The organism is Streptomyces sp. NPDC059398 (assembly GCF_042751845.1).
Lineage (GTDB): Bacteria > Actinomycetota > Actinomycetes > Streptomycetales > Streptomycetaceae > Streptomyces.
In genome coordinates this window covers 33,237-51,325 of the sequence record NZ_JBHYWP010000005.1, presented here as the reverse complement: position 1 = coordinate 51,325, position 18,089 = coordinate 33,237, and the positions used below count along the sequence as shown (strand labels likewise).

Below are 18,089 nucleotides of genomic sequence, written 5' to 3'. Positions count from 1 at the left end.
AACCACGGATGCTGCTCGCGAGACGTGTGACCACGTCATCAGGTGACCACGTCATCAGCGGCCACGGAACGCGTCCTGAAGCCGCTGATCGGCCCCGCGGAGCGGGACGAGGATGAGCATGCCCGGCGGCTCGGAACGCTCCGCGACCGTGGCTCACGATCGCTGTCCCCCGTCCGCCTGCTTGCCGCCGGGCACGTCCCTATACGAACACGGGGCCCTTTCAACGACCTTTCAGCAAACTCTCCGGGCCAGTACCCGCCGAGCAGGGGGCCAGGGGGAGGAGCTGACGTCCCGCCGGGGAGGACAGCGCGGTGGTGCCGACTCTTGGCCGGTCTGGGGGCCTGCGGGGAGGCCGGCGGTCACGGATACCGCCGGGAGGGCGTTCCGGCCGAGTGGCCGACGGGGAGCAGCCGCAGGAGGATTTCTCTCGGACTAGTGGGGCTCGTGGGCTTGCGGGAATCGTAGGGCTCGGGCGGGAGACCGGCGCGCCCGGAGCCGCAGGGCCTGAAGCGGGATCGATGCCGCCCCGGCACACGAGGGCGCAGTGGGAGCTGGAAGAGGGGAGTCGTCCTGTGGGCCGCAGGAGTGCTGTCGGCGGGAAGTTACGCGGAGTGTGCCGGACGGCTCCCGTCGCGGTGGCGGTGCTGTGTGCCCTCGCCGGGGCGTCGTGTTCCCCCGGCGGCGCTTCTGGCACCGGAGTGGATACGGGCCCCGGGGCGGGGGGGGCGCCCACCCCCCCCCCCGGGTGTGGGGGCCCCCGGGCCGGGGTGGGGCACCCCGACCACCACCCCGTCTTCATCATACGCGATATACGCCGGACCATCCGGGCCGGGTGCCCGGTCACCACCGTCTACCTCACCGCGGGCGATGACGGCATGACCCCACGGCGGGCGGCCCTGGACTATGTGGCGGACAGGGAGAGGGGGGTGCGTGCGGCCTACGCGGATCTGGCCGGGGTGCCCGACCGGTGGACGGAGAGGACGGTACGGGCCGACGGGCGCGGTATCCGGTCCCTGACGCTCGACGGCGCCCCGGCCGCCTCCGTGCGCCTGGTGTTCTTCGAACTCCACGACGGGCTTCCCGAGGGGTCGGACAGGGACAGTCTGCTCAAACTGTTCCTGGGCACCCGGCACAGCATCCCGCTCTTCCAGGGCGAGGGCACCTTCACCGGCGGTCAGCTCGTGCGGACCCTGTCCGCCCTGGCCCGGAAGCTGGGCGCGCGGCGGATCCTCACGCTCGACTACGACAACGCCTCGTTCGCCTTCGGCCTGAGCGGCAGGGTCGACCACAGCGACCACGGCATCGGCGCCCGCTACTTCAGGGATGCGGGATACGCCGCCGGGATCCCCGTGTTCCCCTACCTCGGGTACACGATGTCATCGCTCAGCCCCAACCTCTCGCAGAGCCAGGTAGCGCCGAAGGAGTCGGCGGTCAGGCGCTATTTGGCCCGGGCCGGCTGCCGCTTCCGGGACTGCGCCGCATCCGGTGTCCACAAGGGGCCGCTCGCGCCCGACGCGTCCCACTGGGTGCATCGCCAGTACCGGCAGATCCACCGTGCTCCTCGTCCGGGTGAGATCCTCGCGGACGTCGGCAGGACCACCGCCTTCACCAGCAGAAGGCCCGAGCAGTGCCTGGAAGCGGTAAGCGCGGAACCGAAGAGTGGTGCGGTCAGGCTCGACAGCTGTGCGGGAACCCCCGCGCAGAAGTGGGATGTCAGGGGTGACGGCACGATCAGGTCGCGGTTCCGCCGGGGCTACTGCCTCACCCAACTGGCAGAAGGCACGGGCCTTGACCGATGTGCCCCCTCCCGCCCGGAACAAAGGTGGACTCACAAGCCGTGGCGGAGCATGAGCTGGAAACGCACGGCATGGCGTCTCGTGGGCCGGGGGAACAAGTGCCTCTACCAGGACGACCGGAACCTCCCCCCGCGATGGGACTCAAGGACCGATCTCCACCCCGTACTTCGTCTGGTCGGCTGTGACGGGCAGACCCGGCCCGGACTCTATTGGAGCTGGCGCGGTGGCGCCCGTCCGGCACCGGGCGGTGGCTGACCCTCCCCGTCGGACCGGCGGCGGGGCGTCTCTCACCGGGCGTCCGCGCACCTGGACGCGGCTCGGGAGGCTCTCGGGATGCCGAATGGAGTACATGCCGTTTCACTGGTCCTTGGTGGCCGTACCGATCACGGGATCGAACGGCTGACCGGACGGTGGGTGTGCCGATCCGGTGGCCGGCTCACCGTGGAGCGGTTCGACCTGCTGCTCCCGCCGAGGCCCCCCGGCCCGGACCATGACACTTCCCCTCTCAGGAAGAGGAAAGGCATGAAGCTCACCCACCTTCGGACCACCGCCGTAGCCGCTTCCGCCGCACTCGCGCTGCCACTGTCGCTGGCGGCGCTGACGCCCCAGGCGTTCGCCGACACGTCGACTCCGAGTCCGTCCGCGAGCCACAGCTCCTCGCCGTCGGCGTCGCCGAGTACGTCCAAGCCCTTCGGACCGCAGTGCTCGTCGCTCCCGAAGAGCGGTGCCGGCAGCGTCGACAGCATGGCCAAGGAGACACTGGCGACGGCAGCGTCCCACGATCCGAACCTCTCCATGCTGGTGAGCGCGGTGAAGAAGGCGGGCCTCACCAACACCTTGAACGACGCGAAGAACACCACCCTGTTCGCACCCACCAACGCGGCGTTCAACAAGATGGGCAAGGCGAAGACCGACGCTCTGCTCAAGAACAGGACCGAGCTGAAGAAGCTTCTGCAGTACCACGTGGTCCCCAAGGAGATCACCCCGTCCCAGCTCTCCCAGGGGACGTTCACCACGCTGGAGGGCGGCACACTCACCACGGCGGGCTCCGGCACCTCGTTCAAGGTCAACAAGACGGCTGCCATCACCTGTGGTGACATCACCACGGCCAACGGCAAGGTCTACGTGATCGACGGGGTGCTGACTCCGCCCAGCTCGTAGCAGCCCCTCGTAGGGGACAGGACGGAGATCAGTGGCCGGTTTCGGAGAGATCCGAGACCGGCCACTGGTCGTTCCGGGGACACCGGCTCAACGCGGCCCCGGGCGGCCGTTCATGCCAGCGGCTCGTGGTTGGCCCAGATCGCCTTGTACGGGTGGCGGGCCTGCCAGCGCTTGATGAGGTCGACGGCCCCGGGCAGGGCATAGACCGCGTTCAGGGCATCGAGACCGGTCAGGCGCATCTGCACCACAGCGCTCGCGACGGCCACCGGGGCGTGGTCGTCCCCCGGGACACGAATGTGGTGCCGGGTCGTGACGGACTCGACCACTCCTGAGCCCCTCACCAGTTCCTCGAACTCGGTCAGATACTCGTCCAGATCGCTCGTGGGAATCGGATTGTCGAAGGCAACGATCGTGGTGTGGTGAATCATGCCTCCAGTGAACTGTCACGACTCCCGCGTGTCCAAGATCTATCCGTTCTCGATCCATGCCTGGAAGGAATCAATGCTTGCCCAGGTCCCCAGGTCCCCGGGCCTCTCAGGAACTCCCGTGGGATGTGCCCGCCGTTACGTGGGTGCCGAACCGGTGGCGGTGGTAGGTGAGCGGCGCGGCTTCCTCGCTGACGTGCGTCCCGGTGACGCGGCCCGCGGCGATGACGTGATCACCGCCGGGCAGGAAGTGGTCCACGGCGCAGGCGAGCCAGACGCCGGCACCGGCGAGCCGCGGCAGTCCGGCCTCCTGGTGCCAGCGGATGCCCGCGAATCTGTCGGGGTCCTTGCGGGCGAAGGTGGTGGCGAGGCTTTCCTGTCCGGCGCTGAGTACGTTGAGCGCGAAGCGCCGGGTGCGGCGCAGGACGTCCAGCAGACCGGAGTTCTCGTCGAGCGCGACCAGGACCTGCGGCGGGTCCATGGACAGGGAGGCGAAGGCGCTCACCGTGGTGCCGTACGGCGTGCCTTCCTCGGCGGTGGTGACGACGGATACGGGTGTGGCCACCGAGGCCATGGCGTGCCGGAAGAGAGCCCCGGAGACGGGGTGCGGACCGGAGGCGCCGGAGGGTGTCGTGGCGGAGCGCGGACCGGCGGCGCCCGGGGGTGTCGTGGCGTGGTGCGGCATGAGTCGGTCGCTTTCGGGGTGTCTGGCGGGGGAGGGCGCGAGGCCGGCAGCGGAGCGGGCGCCGTGACCGGTTCCGCGCCCGGCGCTCAGAGGCGGATGATGGTGGACAGCGGCGGCAGACGGTTGCCCAGCTCGTATCCGCCGATGTAGACGTTCTTGGCGTCGATGGGGTCGTGGGAGGCGAAGGTACGGGCATTGCGCCAGTAGCGGTCGTATCCGTAGGCGTGGGACGTGCTGCGTGCGCCGGTGATCTCGTGGATCCCGGCGGCCGCTTCGAGGGAGGCTTCGACGGCGGCGACCTTGGCCCGGAAACAGTCGACGACGGTGGCGTCCAGGTCCTCGTCCTCGTCCTGTCGGTCCGACTCCAGTTGGCCGGCAGCGCTGTGCAACAGGGCGCGGGAGGCGGCCAGTCGGCTGGAGAGGGCGCCGATACGGCGCAGGATCAGGGGGTCTTCGGCCGGGGTGGCGAACTGGGGCAGCGAGCCGCGCTTCATGGTGCGGGTGTGCTGGACGAGTGCGTCCAGGGCGCCTTCGCCGATTCCCTGCATCAGAGCGGCGTGCAGCAGCATGGCCGCCCCCAGGAAGACCGTGCCCGGCTGTCCGCCCGCGGGCTGGTGGCGGCCGTCGGGTACGAAGACGTCCTGGTAGGTGATCGTCTGGCTGCGGGTGCCGCGCTGGCCCATGTTGTCCCAGTCGCCGTGCAACCGGACCCCGGGGCCCTTCAGGTCCACCAGCACCTGGTGGCGCGTGGGATGCTCGCCCTCCAGCAGACAGGTGACCAGGGCTGTTCCCAGTCCGCCGCTGTTGGAGTTGAAGGACTTCGTACCGCTCAGCACCACCCCGCCGTCGGTGCGCCGAGCGGTCGTCCTGCCCGTCGTCCCGGTCTCCGCCGCGGAGGAGACGAGCCTCAGGCCGTCGTCGAGTATCCGGCGGGCCAGCTCGGCGCGGGCCGGCTCCGAGAGGCCGCTGTCCCGGCCGAGCAGCTCGCGGGCCACCAGGAGCGTGGTGAGCCAGTTCTGCCCGGTGGGGCCGTCGCCCGCGCTGATCTCCCGTACGGCCCGGATGACCGCGCCCCACCCGCCGCGTTCGGTGCCGTCCCACAACCCCCCGTACCGGGTGGGTACGGCCAGCCGTGAGACGCCGGCCCCGGCCAGCAGTGTCAGGTTGGCGGTGGGATCCGCGTGGTCACGGTCGGCGGCGAAACCTCCTTCGGTCAACTCCCCGCGATGCTCACGGATTACGGTGATCAGGGCGCGGGTCTCCGCCGCGTCCTCCAGCCGTGTGGGCATGGGTGGCTCCTCGTCCTGGAATGCGTCGTCCTGGAATGCGTTGCCTAGAATGCGAATGAGAACTCGCATTCGCATTCTAGGCGCGGGCGCGAGCCCGCTGTCAAGAACATCTGCCGCGGTCACCGCCGATACGATCGGAACATGACTGACGAGCCTGACCGCCGAGCGCACTACCGGGAACCGCGTCAGGCGCGCAGCGCCGCGACCTTGGCCCGCGTGCTGCGGGCGGCGGAGGAGCTCGTCTCATCGGTCGGCCTGGAGGACGTGACGATCACCGGTGTCGCCGAACGCGCCGGCGTCTCGGTCGGCTCCATCTACCGCCGTTTCGACGGCAAGGAGCAGTTGATCGCCGCCCTGACGGAGCGGATGCTGGAGCGCCGCGAGGAGCACCTGGCCGAGCAGCTGCGCCTGGCCGAGCCGTCACTCTCCGGCGTCCTCGACGCCTATACGCACACGCTGGTGCGGTCGTTCGCCGACACCAGTGGCCTCTTCCCCGACCTGCTGCGCGTGCGGGAGGCCCAGGTGATGGACCGCGGCTCGCGCACCATGACCGAGGTCCACCGCCTCCTGCTCACGGCGGCCGCCCCGTACACCGGCCAGATCCGGCGCCCCGACCCGGGAGCGGCGCTGGACACGGTGGCCCGCGCCCTCCTCGGCGCCTGCTTCCACAACTCGATCCGCCCCGACCGCCCGGTGGACGAGGAGTCCCGGAGCCTGTACGCGGACGAGCTCACCGAGATGGCGCTCGCCTATCTGCTCAGCCCCGGCCGCCGCAGCGCGGGGACCCCGAAGGCCCATTACGGGGGCCGGGGAGCCGGGTCGGACGCCGGCTACCCGGCACGCTCCTGATCGATGAACGCGGTCAGCGCGTCCACCACCGCGCCGGGCTGCTCGTCCGGGATGAAGTGTCCGGCGCCCTGGATGACGGTGCCGGTCGTGTTCTCCGCCCAGGGGGCGAGGGAGGCGGCCATGTCCGGGATCGAGCCGTGCGAGCTGGAGATCCCCAGGACCGGGACGGTCACCTGCCTCCGGCCGAGCGCGTCATGGTTCCTGCGGGCTGATTCCGCGGCGTCGCGGTAGTAGGCGAGAGAGGCCCGAAGGCCGCCCTCCGCCGCGACGGATGCGGCGTAGTGGTCGATCTCGGCGCTGTCGTACGTGTCCGGGGAGAGCGCCTTGGTCTTCAGGAACCAGCCGACGTAGTCGCGTTCGCGACCGGCGAGCAGTGTCTCGGGAAGGTCGGGCACCAGGTGGAACGCGAAGTGCCAGGTCTTCCAGGCGAGTCCGGGATCCGTGGGAATGGCCTCGGGGAGGCTGACGCCGGGAATGCCGGCGTCGAGCAGGGCGACACCGTGCAGGTGCTCTTCGTACGTCAGGGCCAGCGAGAAGGCGACCCAGGCCCCGATGTCGTGGGCGACGAGCCAGTACTTCTCCACATCGAGGGCGGTGACCGCGGCCTGGACGCGCGAAGCGACCGTATGGGTGTCGTAGCTGCCGTGAGGGCGCTCGGAGTGGCCCTGCCCCGGCAGGTCGATCGCGATCACGCGGTACCGCCGGGCCAGCTCCGGCATCGCGCTGCGCCAGGCCCACCAGGTCTGCGGGAATCCGGCGAGCAGGACGACGGCGGGCCCGCTCGGGTGGCCGCCCTCCACGGCATGGAGCCGGACGCCTTCGGCGTCGACCCAGCGGTGGGTGAAACCCGGGAGGTCGTGCAGGGGCAGTCCGGGGACCGGGTTCTGGCCGGAAGCGCCGTTCTCTGTGGTCGCGGTATCAGTCATGGCTGAAGGCTAACGCATCTTGAACCATTCAGTTCAAGATATGATGAGCGGGGCGGCGACTGCGGGCCCAGGAACGAGGTGTACGTGTGATGGCCGGGAAGAAGCAGTTCGATGTGGACATCGCGCTCGACGCGGCGATGGTCCAGTTCTGGCGGGCCGGATACGCCGACACCTCGCTCGACGACCTCTCCAGGGCGACCGGACTGAACCGCAGTTCCATCTACTCCTCGCTCGGCGACAAGGACGCGCTCTATCTGCGCTGCCTGGACCGCTATGCCACGCGGTACGGAGGGAGGTATGACGATGCCCTCTCCGGCGCGTCCGGTGAGCCGTTGCGTGCGGTGCGGGCGTTCTTCGATGTCACGCTGGAGCGCATCGCCGACCCCGCCCTGCCGGACGGCTGTCTGGTCGCCCAGAGCGCGATGGCGACACCGGTGCTGAGCCCCGGGATCGCCGCGCGCGCCACCGAGGCCCTGGGTGTCCAGCGTGCGCGGCTGCGGGCGGCACTGACGGGTTCCGGTCTGGCCGACGGCGACGCGGACGACTTCGCCGTTCACCTCGCGGCGGTCAACCAGTCGCTGGCCGTGGTGAGCCGGGCAGGGGCGGACCGGGCGCAACTCCACACGATCATCGACATCAGTGTGAGCGCGCTCGCGCAGGCCCTGCGTGCTCCGGGACACCGACGCCGTGACCGGCCGGCCTCATGAACCGAGCGTGATCGGAGGGCATCATGTGCCCAAGGGCCAGGCGGCTGCCGGCCGCGCCGCCGGGGCGACGGTCGGGAGGGGGAGCGCTTTCGCGCTTCCAGGGGCAAAGAGGGGGGACAGTGTTCCTTGTCTCCCCTGAGAACCCGCACTGTCGGGGAGTACTGGCTGTGGATGGCCAATTGTCCGCCCTGGAAAGGGACATGATACTCCACCACCAGATGGCCGAGAACGCACCCCTTTGGGGTCGCGGTTCCTGAGCGGCATGTTTGCATATGTGCATGATCGTTAACGCACACGCAATATCCGAGCCCCGGACCTACCTGGACCACATCCTGGAGCAGTGGCACAAGGACGAGGACGCCGAGGCGCTCGTCCAGGGTGCGCAGCGGTTGACCCGGAAGGATGCCCGGGAGCGGCTGTTCCGTCTGGGTCACGCGCTGCGCAGTCAGGGGCTCGCACCCGGCGACGGAGTGGGGCTGTTCCTGGCCAACCGCGTGGACTCCGTCCTGGTGCAGCTCGCGGTCCACCTCATCGGCTGCCGCGTCGTGTTCCTGCCGCCCGAGCCTGGGCCCGGTGAACTCGCCGCGCTGGTCGAGCAGTCCCGGGCGCGCGCCGTGGTCACCGACCCGCTCTTCGCGCAGCGGGCGGCTGCCGCGGCCGACCGCAGCGTCCACGCCCCCGTACTGCTCAGCCTCGGGCCCTGCGAGCAGCGCTGCACGGACCTTCTGGCGCTGGCGGCCGAGTGCCCGGCCGTCCGTCCCGACGGGGTGCCCGCGCCGGGAGCGGACGAGGCCGTCACCGTCCTCTACACCGGCGGCACTCTGGGCCGCCCCAAGCTCGCCGCGCACAGCCATCGGCTCTACAACGCGCTGGTGGACCTGATGGAGGGTGTCTCGCAGGACTCCCGGCCTGCGGCCTTCCCGGCCATGGACCCGGGCACGGACCGCGTGCTCGCCGCGACACTTCTCACTCATGGCAGCGGCCATCTCACCTCGATCCAGGCGCTGGTGACAGGGTCCGCCCTCGTCGTGCTGCCCGAGTTCGAAGCGGGCGCGGCGCTGGCGGTGCTGCGCGAGGAGCAGATCACCGCCACCATGTTCGTACCGCCGATGCTGTACGCGCTTCTCGACCACCCGCAGTGCGAACCCGGGGCTCTCCCCGCACTGCGGCGGATCGTGGTCGGAGGCGCGGCCTCGTCGCCCAGCCGGCTGCAGCAGGCGGTCGAGGTCTTCGGGCCCGTGCTCAGCCAGGGATACGGGCAGTCGGAGGCGCTCGGTATCGCCGCGTTCCGCGCCGATGAGCTCGCGTCGGAGGGAGCCCGGCGGCCCGAACTCTGGCGCAGCTGCGGTCGCACGATGCCCGGCACCGAGATCGAGATCCGTGGTGAAGGGAGCACGGCGGCGCTCCCCGCCAGGCAGGTGGGCGAGGTGTGTGTCCGGGGCGAGACGGTGATGCTCGGCTACTACGAGGACCCGGAGCGCACCGCTGAGGCGCTGCGCGACGGCTGGCTGCGCACGGGGGACGTCGGATACCTCGACGCCGAGGGGTACCTCTATCTCGTCGACCGGGCCAAGGACATCATCGTCACCGGCAGCACCAGCGACAACGTCTACTCCCGGGTTCTGGAGGACTTCCTGCTCACGCTGCCCGGTGTGCGCAACGCGGCGGCGCTGGGCGTACCCGACGAAGACTACGGGGAGGCCGTACAGATCTTCCTGGCCGTGGCCGCGGGCGCCGGCATCGACCCGGACACGGTCGGCGCGGCGGTGACCGCCGAGTTGGGGGAGTTGTACACGCCGCGGAAGACGGTCCTGCTGGACCAACTGCCGGTGACCAAGGTCGGCAAGGTGGACAAGAAGGCGCTCCGCGCCGCGTGGACGAGGACGCCCTTGAGCACCCCGTAGGAGCCGCCGCCCGGAAGGCGCGGACCGCCTGCCGGGAATGCGCCCCTCCTCCGTCGTCGACGACGGCGACGGCGCGGCAACCGAGTTGCCTCGCCGTCGTCCGACTACGCGGAATCAAGCCATCCGCGAGCAGGTGGCAGGAACCCTGGCACGGTCCGGCTGTGCGCCGAAGACGGTGTGCTTCTCGTCCGGACCGGAAGGGTACTCGGGCCACAGGAGCCGATGTCCGGGGCACCCTCGGAGGACACGGTCTAAAGCTCCGACGGCGCCGCGTCGCCAGGCCGGGCGCCGGACAGGAGGGCCGGGTCGGCGCGTTCGATGGCGGCCGGTTCGTCCAGCTGCCGGCCCGCCGCATATGCCTCGGCGAAGCCGGCGTCGCCGATTCCGGCTCGCGCGCGGGTGCTCAGGGCCCGGATCTGCGGTTCCGTGCTGTCGTCGGCGCCCCGCAGGCGGGCGGCCGCGCCGAGTGTGACGGCCACGTCGTGGTGCCGCTCGTACAGCGCTGCCAGACCGGCCACTGTCACCGCCACGGTTGCCACGATCGGCAGGTCCTGACTGGTGACCGCGGCCGCGTACGCCTGGCTCAACGCCCTTGCCGCTGCCGGGCCGTCCCCGAGTCCGAGGCAGAGTTCGGCCCGCACCGTGCCGACCAGGGCCCGGCCGTGGTCGCCGCCGGCCGGGCTCCGGCCCAGCAGTCCGGCCTCAGCCGATTCGATCAGCCGCCTCGCGTGGTCGAGTTCGCCCGTCTGTACGCACAGCCGCGCCTCACGTGCGTCGAGCAGGACCACCATGTCCGGCGACGCCGAACGCAGTACGCGTTCCCGGGTCGCGGTGATCATCTCGCTCGCCTCGGTGGTCCGGCCGAGCCGGGCGTGGAGGTCGATCCGGCGCAGGTCGATGAAGACCTCGTCGCTGAGGCTGAGCGTTCCGAACTCGTGCGCCGTCCGCTTCGCCGTCCGCAAATCCTCCACGGCGCCGTCGAGTTCGCCGTCGTACTGACGGAGAAGCGCGCGCAGCGGCAGCGCTGTGGCCACCGCCCACCGGTCGCCGGCCCGGATGAAGCATTCCAGGGCCGCGGCCGTGTCGCTGCGGGCCCGGTCGATGTCGCCCTCGTTCTCGGCGGCGTGCGCCCGGGAGATGAGTGCGTGCCCGGCCAGCCACACATCGGGTCCGTCGATGAAGCGCTGGACGACGGCCTCACCTGCCCCGGTCCGTTGGAGGCCGGCCAGAGTGAGGGTCGTCAGCGCGGCGCCGAAGCCGGGTGGTGCCGGGGAGTCCAGCAGCCGGTCGGTGAGTGCCTGCAGCACTTCGCTTCCGCCCCGGGTCGAGTCGTTGAAGAGCGCGCTCCGGGGGGCGAGCGAGTGGAGCAGCAGCATCGCTTCGGCGATGTCGCGCCCCACGCCCGGTCGCCCGGCCGGTACCGCGACCGCCCGGCCGAGCCAGTGGGCGGCGTCGTCGTGCAGGCCGAGCATCTGCCAGTACCAGGTCAGGTTCACCGCGAGGCCGATCGCACCGTCGGCGTCTCCGGTGTCGCAGAGGTGGCGCAGTGCGGCCATGACGTTGTCGTGCTCGTCGCGCAGGGCGTGGAGGGCGCGGAGCTGGTCGGGGCCGCGGGTCAACGGGTCGTAGTGGGCCACCAGTTCGGCGCAGTAACGGGCGGCCGATTCCCGTACCGCGGTGAGGGTTCCCTGCTCCGCCAGCTGTTCACGGCCGTACTCCCGGATCGTTTCCAGCATCCGGTAGCGGCCGGTCTCCGGCGCGAGTTGCAGGAGCGAGCGGTCGGCCAGGCCGGCGAGCAGCTCCGCGATCTCCTGACGGCGCACCGTGGTTCCGGCGCAGACCGCGGCGGCCGACCCCGCGGTGACTCCGCCGGGAAGGACCGAGACCCGCTCGGCGACCGTACGGGCGTCCGTGCCGAGCAGGTCCCAGCTCCACGCGATGACCCCGCGCAGTGTGCGGTGCCGGGGGAAGGCGGTCCGGCTGCCTGTGGTGAGCAGCCGGAACCGGTCGGACAGTCCGCCCGCGAGGTCGGTCAGCGAGAGCGTACGCAGGCGTGCCGCGGCGAGTTCGAGTGCGAGTGGCAGGCCGTCCAGGCTGCGTACGATACGCAGCACCTCGCCCAGATTCTGCCCGTCGACCTCGAACCCCGGCCGTACGGCGGCAGCTCGTTCGGCGAAGAGGCGCACGGAGGGTGAGCGGCGGGCCTGCCGGACGTCCGCGTCCGGGGCGGGCAGGGGGAGCGGGCCGAGCGGAACCAGGGCCTCACCATCGGTCGCCAGCGGTTCCCTGCTGGTCGCCAGCGCGCTCAGCCCGGCGCAGCGGGTCAGCAGCGCGGAGAGCAGATGAGCCACGGCGTCGATCAGATGCTCGCAGTTGTCGACGACGAGCAGGCTCTCGCGGCCGTCCAACTGCTCGACGAGCACGTCGAGTTCGTCGACGGGATCGCTGCGCAGTCTCGCCGATGCGTCGAAGAGCGCCGAACCGCGCAGGCCGATCGCGACCAGCAGGGCCCCGCCGATCTTGCCCGGTTCGGTGACCGAGGCGAGGTCGATCAGCCATGCGCCGTCGCGGTACGCGTGGCGGTGGCGGCGGGGCGCCTCGACGGCGAGGCGGGTCTTGCCCGCGCCGCCAGGACCGAGCACGGTGACCAGCCGCCCGGATGCGAGCAGGGCGTCGATCCGGGCGAGGGCGTCGTCGCGGCCGATGAAGCTGGTCATCGGTGCGGGCAGATTGCCCGGCGCGGCTCCCCGGCCGGCGGCGGCTGCGGCGGGGACGGCGGCAGCGGCCGGTGCGGTTCGCTCATCGCGCAGGAGACGCAGATGGCGTTCGCGCAGAGCGGCACCCGGGCCGGTGCCGAGTTCCTCGGCCAGCGTTTCGCGGAACCGCTCGTACCGTACGAGAGCTTCGGCCTGGCGGCCCTGGGCGGCCAGCGAGTCCATGAGCAGCGCGAAGGCGCGTTCATGGACGGGGTGGTCGGCGAGGAGGGCGGTCAGGCGGGTCGCGGCCTCCGCGGGCCTTCCCAGGGCGAGTTCCGCTTCGGCGAGGTCGGTGACGGCCTCGGTCGAGAGGTGAGCCAGCCGGGTCGCTGCGGCGGGCTCCACCGCCGCGATGACGGCGGGCCCGGCTCCGGGACGGCTTCCCCAGAGGGTCACCGCTTCGCCGAGCGGGGCCACCGCGCCCTGCGGGTCGCCGGCGCGCAGGCGGTCCCGGCCGGCCCCGGCGAGCTGCTCGAAGCGCAGCGCGTCCACATCGGCGGGGGCCACATCCAGGCGGTAGCCGCCCGGGGCCTGGGTGACCGCGCCGGGGGAGCCGAGCGCCCTGCGCAGGCGCGAGACGAGTGCCTGCAACGCGTGCGCGGGTCCGGCCGGAGGGTCTTCGGGCCAGAGGGTGTCGATCAGGGTGGCCTGCCCGACCGGGCGCCCACCGGCGAGCGCCAGCCGTACGACCAGCTGTCTCAGCCGGAGCCCGGGAACGGGCAGGTCACTGTCACCACGGGACACCTGTAGTTCACCGAGCAACGTGATGCAGAGCCGCGCATCCCCATCCATGGGCCGATCTTCGCGCGGGCGCACTCGGATGGCCAAATCGGTCGCGGCTGCGGGGGCGCGCCGGTTACTGCGCCGCGCCGCGTCCCGTGCGTCCCGTGCGTCCCGCGTCCCGCGTCCCGCGTCCCGTGTGCCCCGCCCCCCGCGCGCACCACACCACACCGCACCCCCCCCCGCCCCACGCCGCCGTGCGCCCCGGCCCCGCACCGCGCCCCGCATCGCGCGCCCCGCACCACGCCGCGCGCCCCCGTAAGCCCTGCGCCACACCGCGCGCCCGTAAGTCCTGCGCCAAACCGCCCCTGCTCCCGCCCGCGCCACACCGCGCCCCGCGCCCCGCCTCCCGCGCCGACCCCGGCGAGGACCGCTCCCCGGCCCGTGGGAGACCCGTATCAGCGCGATGTGCGCGCCGTGTGAGCGGTCCGCGCCAGTCTTCGGATGTGTGCCGCGGTGAACACGCAGCGGCACCCCACGGCCAGGACTCCTCGTACCTCGTGAACCTCAGAACGGAGACGCCCGATGACCCGGACCCTCAGTACCACGACCACCGGCCCCACGGATGACGCCTGGGTACGGACGTGGGGCGCAGCGCCCCACGCACCGATCGACGCCTTCGGGCCCCTGCCCTCGTTCGCCGACACGACCCTGCGACAGGTCGTGCGTATCAGCGGTGGCGGGCGGCAGGTCAGGCTCCGGATCACCAATGAGTACGGGACGGAGCCCCTCACCGTAGGCGCGGCGCAGCTGGCCCTCGCTTCGGCGGGCGGTGGGATCCGGCCGGGCAGCGGGCGTGTGCTGACCTTCGCCGGCAGGCCGGCCGTCACCGTCCCGGCCGGCGCACCGGTGCTCAGTGATCCCGTCGATCTGCCCGTGCCCGCCCTCTCGGAGCTGTCCGTCAGCCTCTATCTGCCGGACCCGGTGCAGACCGCCACCTGCCACGCCATGGGGGTACAGACCTGCCGGACCGTCCCGGGCAACGCCGTCGACGCCCCCGAACTCCCCGACGAGGCGACTTCCCTGCCGCTGCAGGCCCTCATCGCGGCCGTCGATGTGCTCCCCACCGGCCCCGCCACGACCGTCGCGATCATCGGCGACTCCAACACCGACTGCTCCGGCACGACCCCGGACACCAACCGCCGCTGGACGGACCGCCTCGCCGAGCGCCTGGCCGAGCAGGACGGCCCCGCCGTCTGCGTCTCCAACCAGGGCATCAGCGGAAACCGGATGCTGAACGGCGGCCTGGGTGACTCGGCGCTGGCCCGTTTCGACCGCGATGTGCTGGCGACGCCGGGCCTCGGCCATGTGGTGCTCGCCATCGGTACCGGTGACATCGGCATCTCCTGCGCGCCGCGGGACGGCAGCGGCCCGCCGGCGGACTTCCTCGCGATGTTCCCCGGCGCACCGGTGACGGCGGACGACCTCATCGCCGGCTACGGCCAGCTGACCGCACGGGCGCGCGCACGCGGGGTGCGGGTCCACGCCGTCACGCTCACGCCGTACGAGGGCGACGAGATCTTCACACCGGAGGGCGACCGGGTCCGCCGGACGGTCAATGACTGGATCCGCTCCAGCGGCGCCTTCGACGCGGTGTGGGATTTCGACGCCGTCTGGCGCGATCCCGCCCACCCCAGCCGGATCCGGGACGGATTCCACGCGGGCGACCACCTGCACGGCAACGACGCGGGCTGCCGGGCCCTGGGCGACTCCATCGACCTGTCGCTGTTCCGCTGACGCTTCCGTGACCACGGAGCGCATCGGTGATCATTCGAGAAGGGAAAGTCTTGTGCATGACGTAGTGATCGTGGGCGCCGGCCCGGTCGGACTGCTCCTCGCCTGTGAGTTGGGCCTCGCGGGGTGTGACGTCCTGGTGCTGGAGCAGGAGCCCGGAACCGGGACCCCGTGGAAGGCGATGCCGCTCGGAATGCGGGGCCTGTCCGCCACATCGGTCGAGGTGTTCCACCGCCGCGGGATGCTGCAGCCGCTGCTGACGGCGTCCGGTGTCAGCGACTACCCCGATGTCTCTCCCGAACAGGAGAGCGCGCCGGCGCCGCGCAGCGTGAGCCACTTCGCGGGCATGATGCTCGATCCGGCCAATATCGATGTCGACGCCCTGCCGTACCGGCTTCCCAGCCCCGTGCCGGAGGGCGTGATGACGAGCCTCGAAGCGGTCGAGTCGGTGCTGGCCGAGCGGGCGGCCAAGCTCGGGGTGGAGATCCGCCGCGGCATCAGGGTCTCGGCCCTCAGGCAGGACGCACAGACCGTTGTCGCGCAGGCCGGCGAGCACGAGTACGAGGCACGCTGGCTGGTGGGCTGCGACGGCGGGCGCAGCACCGTACGCCGCCTCGCGGGCTTCGAATTCACCGGAACCGAACCGCAGTTCACCGGCTACACCATGCTCGTCACCCTCGCCGACCCCGAGAAGCTGGAGCCGGGCTTCACCCTCACCCCGACCGGCATGTACCTGCAGATGCCCACACCCGGGCACATAGGCATGACGGACTTCGACGGCGGCGCGTTCGACCGGTCGCAGCGGCCGACCCTCCAGCATCTGCAGAAGGTGCTGCGTCATGTGTCCGGCACCGATGTCACCCTCAGCGACGTCGAGCTGGTTTCCACCTTCACCGACCGGGCCAAGCAGACAACCACCTACCGCCAGGGCCGGGTTCTGCTCGCCGGGGACGCCGCACACATCCACTCGCCGCTCGGCGCCCAGGGACTCAACACCGGTATCGGCGACGCCCTCAACCTCGGATGGAAACTCGCCGCGACGGTGCACGGACACGCCCAGGACGGCCTGCTCGACTCCTACACCCGGGAACGGCATCCGGTCGGCGCCCGGACACTCGACTGGACACGCGCCCAGACCGCGGTCATGAAGCCGGACGCACACGCGCAGGCCGTTCAGGCCCTGGTACGCGATCTGCTCGGCACCCGCGACGGAACGACGTACGTGCACAACAGGACGTCGGGCTCGTCGAACCGCTACGACCTCGGCAGCACGCACCCGCTGGTCGGCCGGGACGCCCCCGATTTCCGCCTCCTCGACGGGACACGTCTCAGCGATCTCCTGCACGACGGGCAGGGCATCGCGCTCGATTTCAGCACCGGCAGGCGGCTGCACGGGGCGACGGACGGCTGGGAGGGCCTGATCCGCTACAGGGCCGGGCAGCCGAGGGACGGCCTCGGGTGCCACGCCGTCCTCGTCCGCCCCGACGGCGTCGTCGCCTGGGCGGCCGGACCCGAGACCGACCGTGAGGGGTTCGAGCGGGCGGCCGCCCAGTGGTTCGGCGACCCGACGCCCTGAACCGGCCCGTACGGGCGGCGCTGCCGCCGTGCCCCTCCGGCTGTCGTGAGGCCGGTCTCAGCCGGCTGCGGACTCCGGGTCGTCGAGTTCGTGCAGCCCCGCCGGGTTCTCGTCGGTCAGTACGTCCCCTGCCGCGGTGACGAAGCGCTGGGCGTGGCCCCGGTGGACGCAGAGGAGCTGATCGCGGGTGCCGGCCGGGTCCCGGTGCACCGCCAGCGCAGGACCGTACTTGCTGTTGTGCCCCCGCATCCCGGTGTCCGTGCTCCACTCGGCACCGTCGAAGGCGGACCACCACAACTGCTGGCGCGCGGGGTCGCGGTGGACGCACATCAGCCTGTCGTCGAAGACCGCGAGGCCGATGTTGCTCCGCGTACGCTGTCCCGGCAGCGCGCCCTCGAAGGCCCAGCCCGTACCGCGCAGCCGGCTCCAGTGGACGGCCCCGTCCTTGGGGTTGCTGTACAGCAGGTGGAGGGCGTCGCCGTACACGGCCAGTGCCGGTGACCTCGTGGTGGCGCAGCCGGGGACGGGCTCGGGAGGTGTCCAACTGCGGCCGTCCCGGCTGGTGGTGACCATGATCCGCTGGGCGGCGTCGGCGTACGCGAGGTGGAGGGTGTCGCGGAAGACGGCCAGCCCCGGACCGTAGACGCTCCCAGCATCCGCCACCGGCTGGTCCGGCGTCCAGGTGCTGCCGTCCCAGGAGGTCAGTGCGATGCTCCAGTCACCCGAGCCACCGCGGTGCGCGCAGTACAACCGGTCCCGGAACACGGCCAGCGCCGGGCTGCCCAGGGTGTGGTGGGCGGGAAACGGCCGGTCGTCGGACCAGCTGCCGTCCGAGCGGTGCGCGGTCCACCACAGGTTGGGATTGTCACCCTGGCCCTGGTAGACGCAGTACAGATCATCGCGGAAGACGGCCAGGGCAGGGGTTTCGGAGGCGTAGCGGGCCGTGAACGGCGCTTCGGTTCCCCAGCCCGCGCCCGGCGTGAACACGCTGAACCACAGGCCGGTCCCGTGTGGCGGCGCGTCAAGCGGCCTGGGGGAGAGCAGAGTCGGCATGGACCACGGCGAGAGGAGATCGCAGCCCGCGCCCCCGGCGGCCGACCGGATCCGTTCGGCGCGGCCGGTCAGCGCCGAGGCGACGGCTACCGCGACCTCCGCGGGCAGGGATCCGGCGAGCACCTCCGCCACCAGACCGTGGATGCCGTCTCCCGGCCCGGTGCCTTCGGGGTCCGCGAGGCGTTCGGCGGCCTGTTGGCCGAGGCGCAGGGCGAAGCCCGACTCCAGCAGACGGACGGACACCGCCGCCCCGGACGCGGCGAGTTCCTTGGCCGCTCCTTCCGCACGCTCCTCGGCCTCGGCCGATGGGGCGTCCGCGCCGCCGAACATCGGCGCTGTGCCGCTTTCCCGCCCGGGGGCGGCGCCTTCGATCGCCATGCTGTCTTCCTGTCTGCAGGGCCAGGGCCGGACGGCTCGCCCGCGCGGCGCGCAGGGCAGCCCTCCGGAT

Annotated in this window: 13 protein-coding genes; 7 read left to right on the top strand and 6 right to left on the bottom strand. The window is 71.7% G+C overall.

From position 1 onward, the window contains the following. The first annotated feature begins 875 nt into the window (after positions 1–875). Entirely contained in the window at positions 876–2,051 is a 1,176-nt protein-coding gene (locus tag ACFXBC_RS03555; RefSeq protein WP_385018218.1) for a ricin-type beta-trefoil lectin domain protein, read from the top strand. A gap of 267 nt (positions 2,052–2,318) precedes the next feature. Continuing rightward, positions 2,319–2,957: a fasciclin domain-containing protein gene (locus ACFXBC_RS03550; RefSeq protein WP_385018216.1), complete on the top strand. Its 639-nt coding sequence runs from the start codon at positions 2,319–2,321 to the stop codon at positions 2,955–2,957. A 110-nt stretch (positions 2,958–3,067) separates the two neighbouring features. On the opposite strand, the gene ACFXBC_RS03545 is transcribed toward ACFXBC_RS03550, so the two are convergent. The 3 genes from ACFXBC_RS03545 to ACFXBC_RS03535 form a co-directional block, all read right to left on the bottom strand. After that, positions 3,068–3,385, bottom strand: coding sequence for a hypothetical protein (locus ACFXBC_RS03545; RefSeq protein WP_385018214.1), 318 nt, complete (start codon positions 3,383–3,385; stop codon positions 3,068–3,070). A 106-nt stretch (positions 3,386–3,491) separates the two neighbouring features. Then, a complete protein-coding gene (locus ACFXBC_RS03540) occupies positions 3,492–4,067 on the bottom strand; it encodes a flavin reductase family protein (RefSeq protein WP_385018212.1) in 576 nt (191 codons plus the stop codon). 86 nt (positions 4,068–4,153) lie between these two features. Beyond that, positions 4,154–5,356, bottom strand: coding sequence for an acyl-CoA dehydrogenase family protein (locus ACFXBC_RS03535; protein ID WP_385018210.1), 1,203 nt, complete (start codon positions 5,354–5,356; stop codon positions 4,154–4,156). Between the two features lie 141 nt (positions 5,357–5,497). Between ACFXBC_RS03535 and ACFXBC_RS03530 the strand changes: the two genes are divergently transcribed. Next, positions 5,498–6,205, top strand: coding sequence for a TetR/AcrR family transcriptional regulator (locus tag ACFXBC_RS03530; RefSeq protein ID WP_385018208.1), 708 nt, complete (start codon positions 5,498–5,500; stop codon positions 6,203–6,205). Here the strand turns inward: ACFXBC_RS03530 and ACFXBC_RS03525 are convergent. Further along, on the bottom strand, positions 6,187–7,131 hold the full coding sequence (locus ACFXBC_RS03525) for an alpha/beta fold hydrolase (protein ID WP_385018206.1): 945 nt from the start codon (positions 7,129–7,131) through the stop codon (positions 6,187–6,189). The genes ACFXBC_RS03530 and ACFXBC_RS03525 overlap by 19 nt on opposite strands. A gap of 89 nt (positions 7,132–7,220) precedes the next feature. Between ACFXBC_RS03525 and ACFXBC_RS03520 the strand changes: the two genes are divergently transcribed. Both ACFXBC_RS03520 and ACFXBC_RS03515 read left to right on the top strand, forming a co-directional pair. Next, entirely contained in the window at positions 7,221–7,838 is a 618-nt protein-coding gene (locus ACFXBC_RS03520) for a TetR/AcrR family transcriptional regulator (RefSeq protein ID WP_385018204.1), read from the top strand. Positions 7,839–8,116: 278 nt separating this feature from the next. After that, positions 8,117–9,742, top strand: a complete 1,626-nt coding sequence (locus ACFXBC_RS03515) for a class I adenylate-forming enzyme family protein (protein WP_385018202.1) — start codon at positions 8,117–8,119, stop codon at positions 9,740–9,742. Between the two features lie 251 nt (positions 9,743–9,993). Here the strand turns inward: ACFXBC_RS03515 and ACFXBC_RS03510 are convergent, their stop codons facing one another. Further along, positions 9,994–13,290: a BTAD domain-containing putative transcriptional regulator gene (locus ACFXBC_RS03510; RefSeq protein WP_385018200.1), complete on the bottom strand. Its 3,297-nt coding sequence runs from the start codon at positions 13,288–13,290 to the stop codon at positions 9,994–9,996. Positions 13,291–13,803: 513 nt separating this feature from the next. Between ACFXBC_RS03510 and ACFXBC_RS03505 the strand changes: the two genes are divergently transcribed. Both ACFXBC_RS03505 and ACFXBC_RS03500 read left to right on the top strand, forming a co-directional pair. Beyond that, complete coding sequence (locus ACFXBC_RS03505) at positions 13,804–15,015, top strand: SGNH/GDSL hydrolase family protein (RefSeq protein ID WP_385018198.1); 1,212 nt, start codon at positions 13,804–13,806, stop codon at positions 15,013–15,015. A 52-nt stretch (positions 15,016–15,067) separates the two neighbouring features. Next, the gene (locus ACFXBC_RS03500) at positions 15,068–16,588 is read left to right on the top strand and encodes an FAD-dependent oxidoreductase (RefSeq protein WP_385018196.1); all 1,521 of its coding nucleotides are present in this window, start codon (positions 15,068–15,070) and stop codon (positions 16,586–16,588) included. Between the two features lie 57 nt (positions 16,589–16,645). Here the strand turns inward: ACFXBC_RS03500 and ACFXBC_RS03495 are convergent, their stop codons facing one another. After that, positions 16,646–18,019, bottom strand: a complete 1,374-nt coding sequence (locus ACFXBC_RS03495; RefSeq protein ID WP_385018194.1) for a hypothetical protein — start codon at positions 18,017–18,019, stop codon at positions 16,646–16,648. Positions 18,020–18,089: the final 70 nt, after the last annotated feature.

What these genes read in the sequence shown, in the direction of transcription:
- ACFXBC_RS03510 (WP_385018200.1), bottom strand. Translation starts at nt 13,290, where the DNA reads ATGGATGGGGATGCGCGGCTCTGCATCACGTTGCTCGGTGAACTACAG.
- ACFXBC_RS03525 (WP_385018206.1), bottom strand. Translation starts at nt 7,131, where the DNA reads ATGACTGATACCGCGACCACAGAGAACGGCGCTTCCGGCCAGAACCCG.
- ACFXBC_RS03520 (WP_385018204.1), top strand. Translation starts at nt 7,221, where the DNA reads ATGGCCGGGAAGAAGCAGTTCGATGTGGACATCGCGCTCGACGCGGCG.
- ACFXBC_RS03555 (WP_385018218.1), top strand. Translation starts at nt 876, where the DNA reads ATGACCCCACGGCGGGCGGCCCTGGACTATGTGGCGGACAGGGAGAGG.
- ACFXBC_RS03515 (WP_385018202.1), top strand. Translation starts at nt 8,117, where the DNA reads ATGATCGTTAACGCACACGCAATATCCGAGCCCCGGACCTACCTGGAC.
- ACFXBC_RS03505 (WP_385018198.1), top strand. Translation starts at nt 13,804, where the DNA reads ATGACCCGGACCCTCAGTACCACGACCACCGGCCCCACGGATGACGCC.
- ACFXBC_RS03550 (WP_385018216.1), top strand. Translation starts at nt 2,319, where the DNA reads ATGAAGCTCACCCACCTTCGGACCACCGCCGTAGCCGCTTCCGCCGCA.
- ACFXBC_RS03535 (WP_385018210.1), bottom strand. Translation starts at nt 5,356, where the DNA reads ATGCCCACACGGCTGGAGGACGCGGCGGAGACCCGCGCCCTGATCACC.
- ACFXBC_RS03545 (WP_385018214.1), bottom strand. Translation starts at nt 3,385, where the DNA reads ATGATTCACCACACCACGATCGTTGCCTTCGACAATCCGATTCCCACG.
- ACFXBC_RS03495 (WP_385018194.1), bottom strand. Translation starts at nt 18,019, where the DNA reads ATGGCGATCGAAGGCGCCGCCCCCGGGCGGGAAAGCGGCACAGCGCCG.
- ACFXBC_RS03530 (WP_385018208.1), top strand. Translation starts at nt 5,498, where the DNA reads ATGACTGACGAGCCTGACCGCCGAGCGCACTACCGGGAACCGCGTCAG.
- ACFXBC_RS03540 (WP_385018212.1), bottom strand. Translation starts at nt 4,067, where the DNA reads ATGCCGCACCACGCCACGACACCCCCGGGCGCCGCCGGTCCGCGCTCC.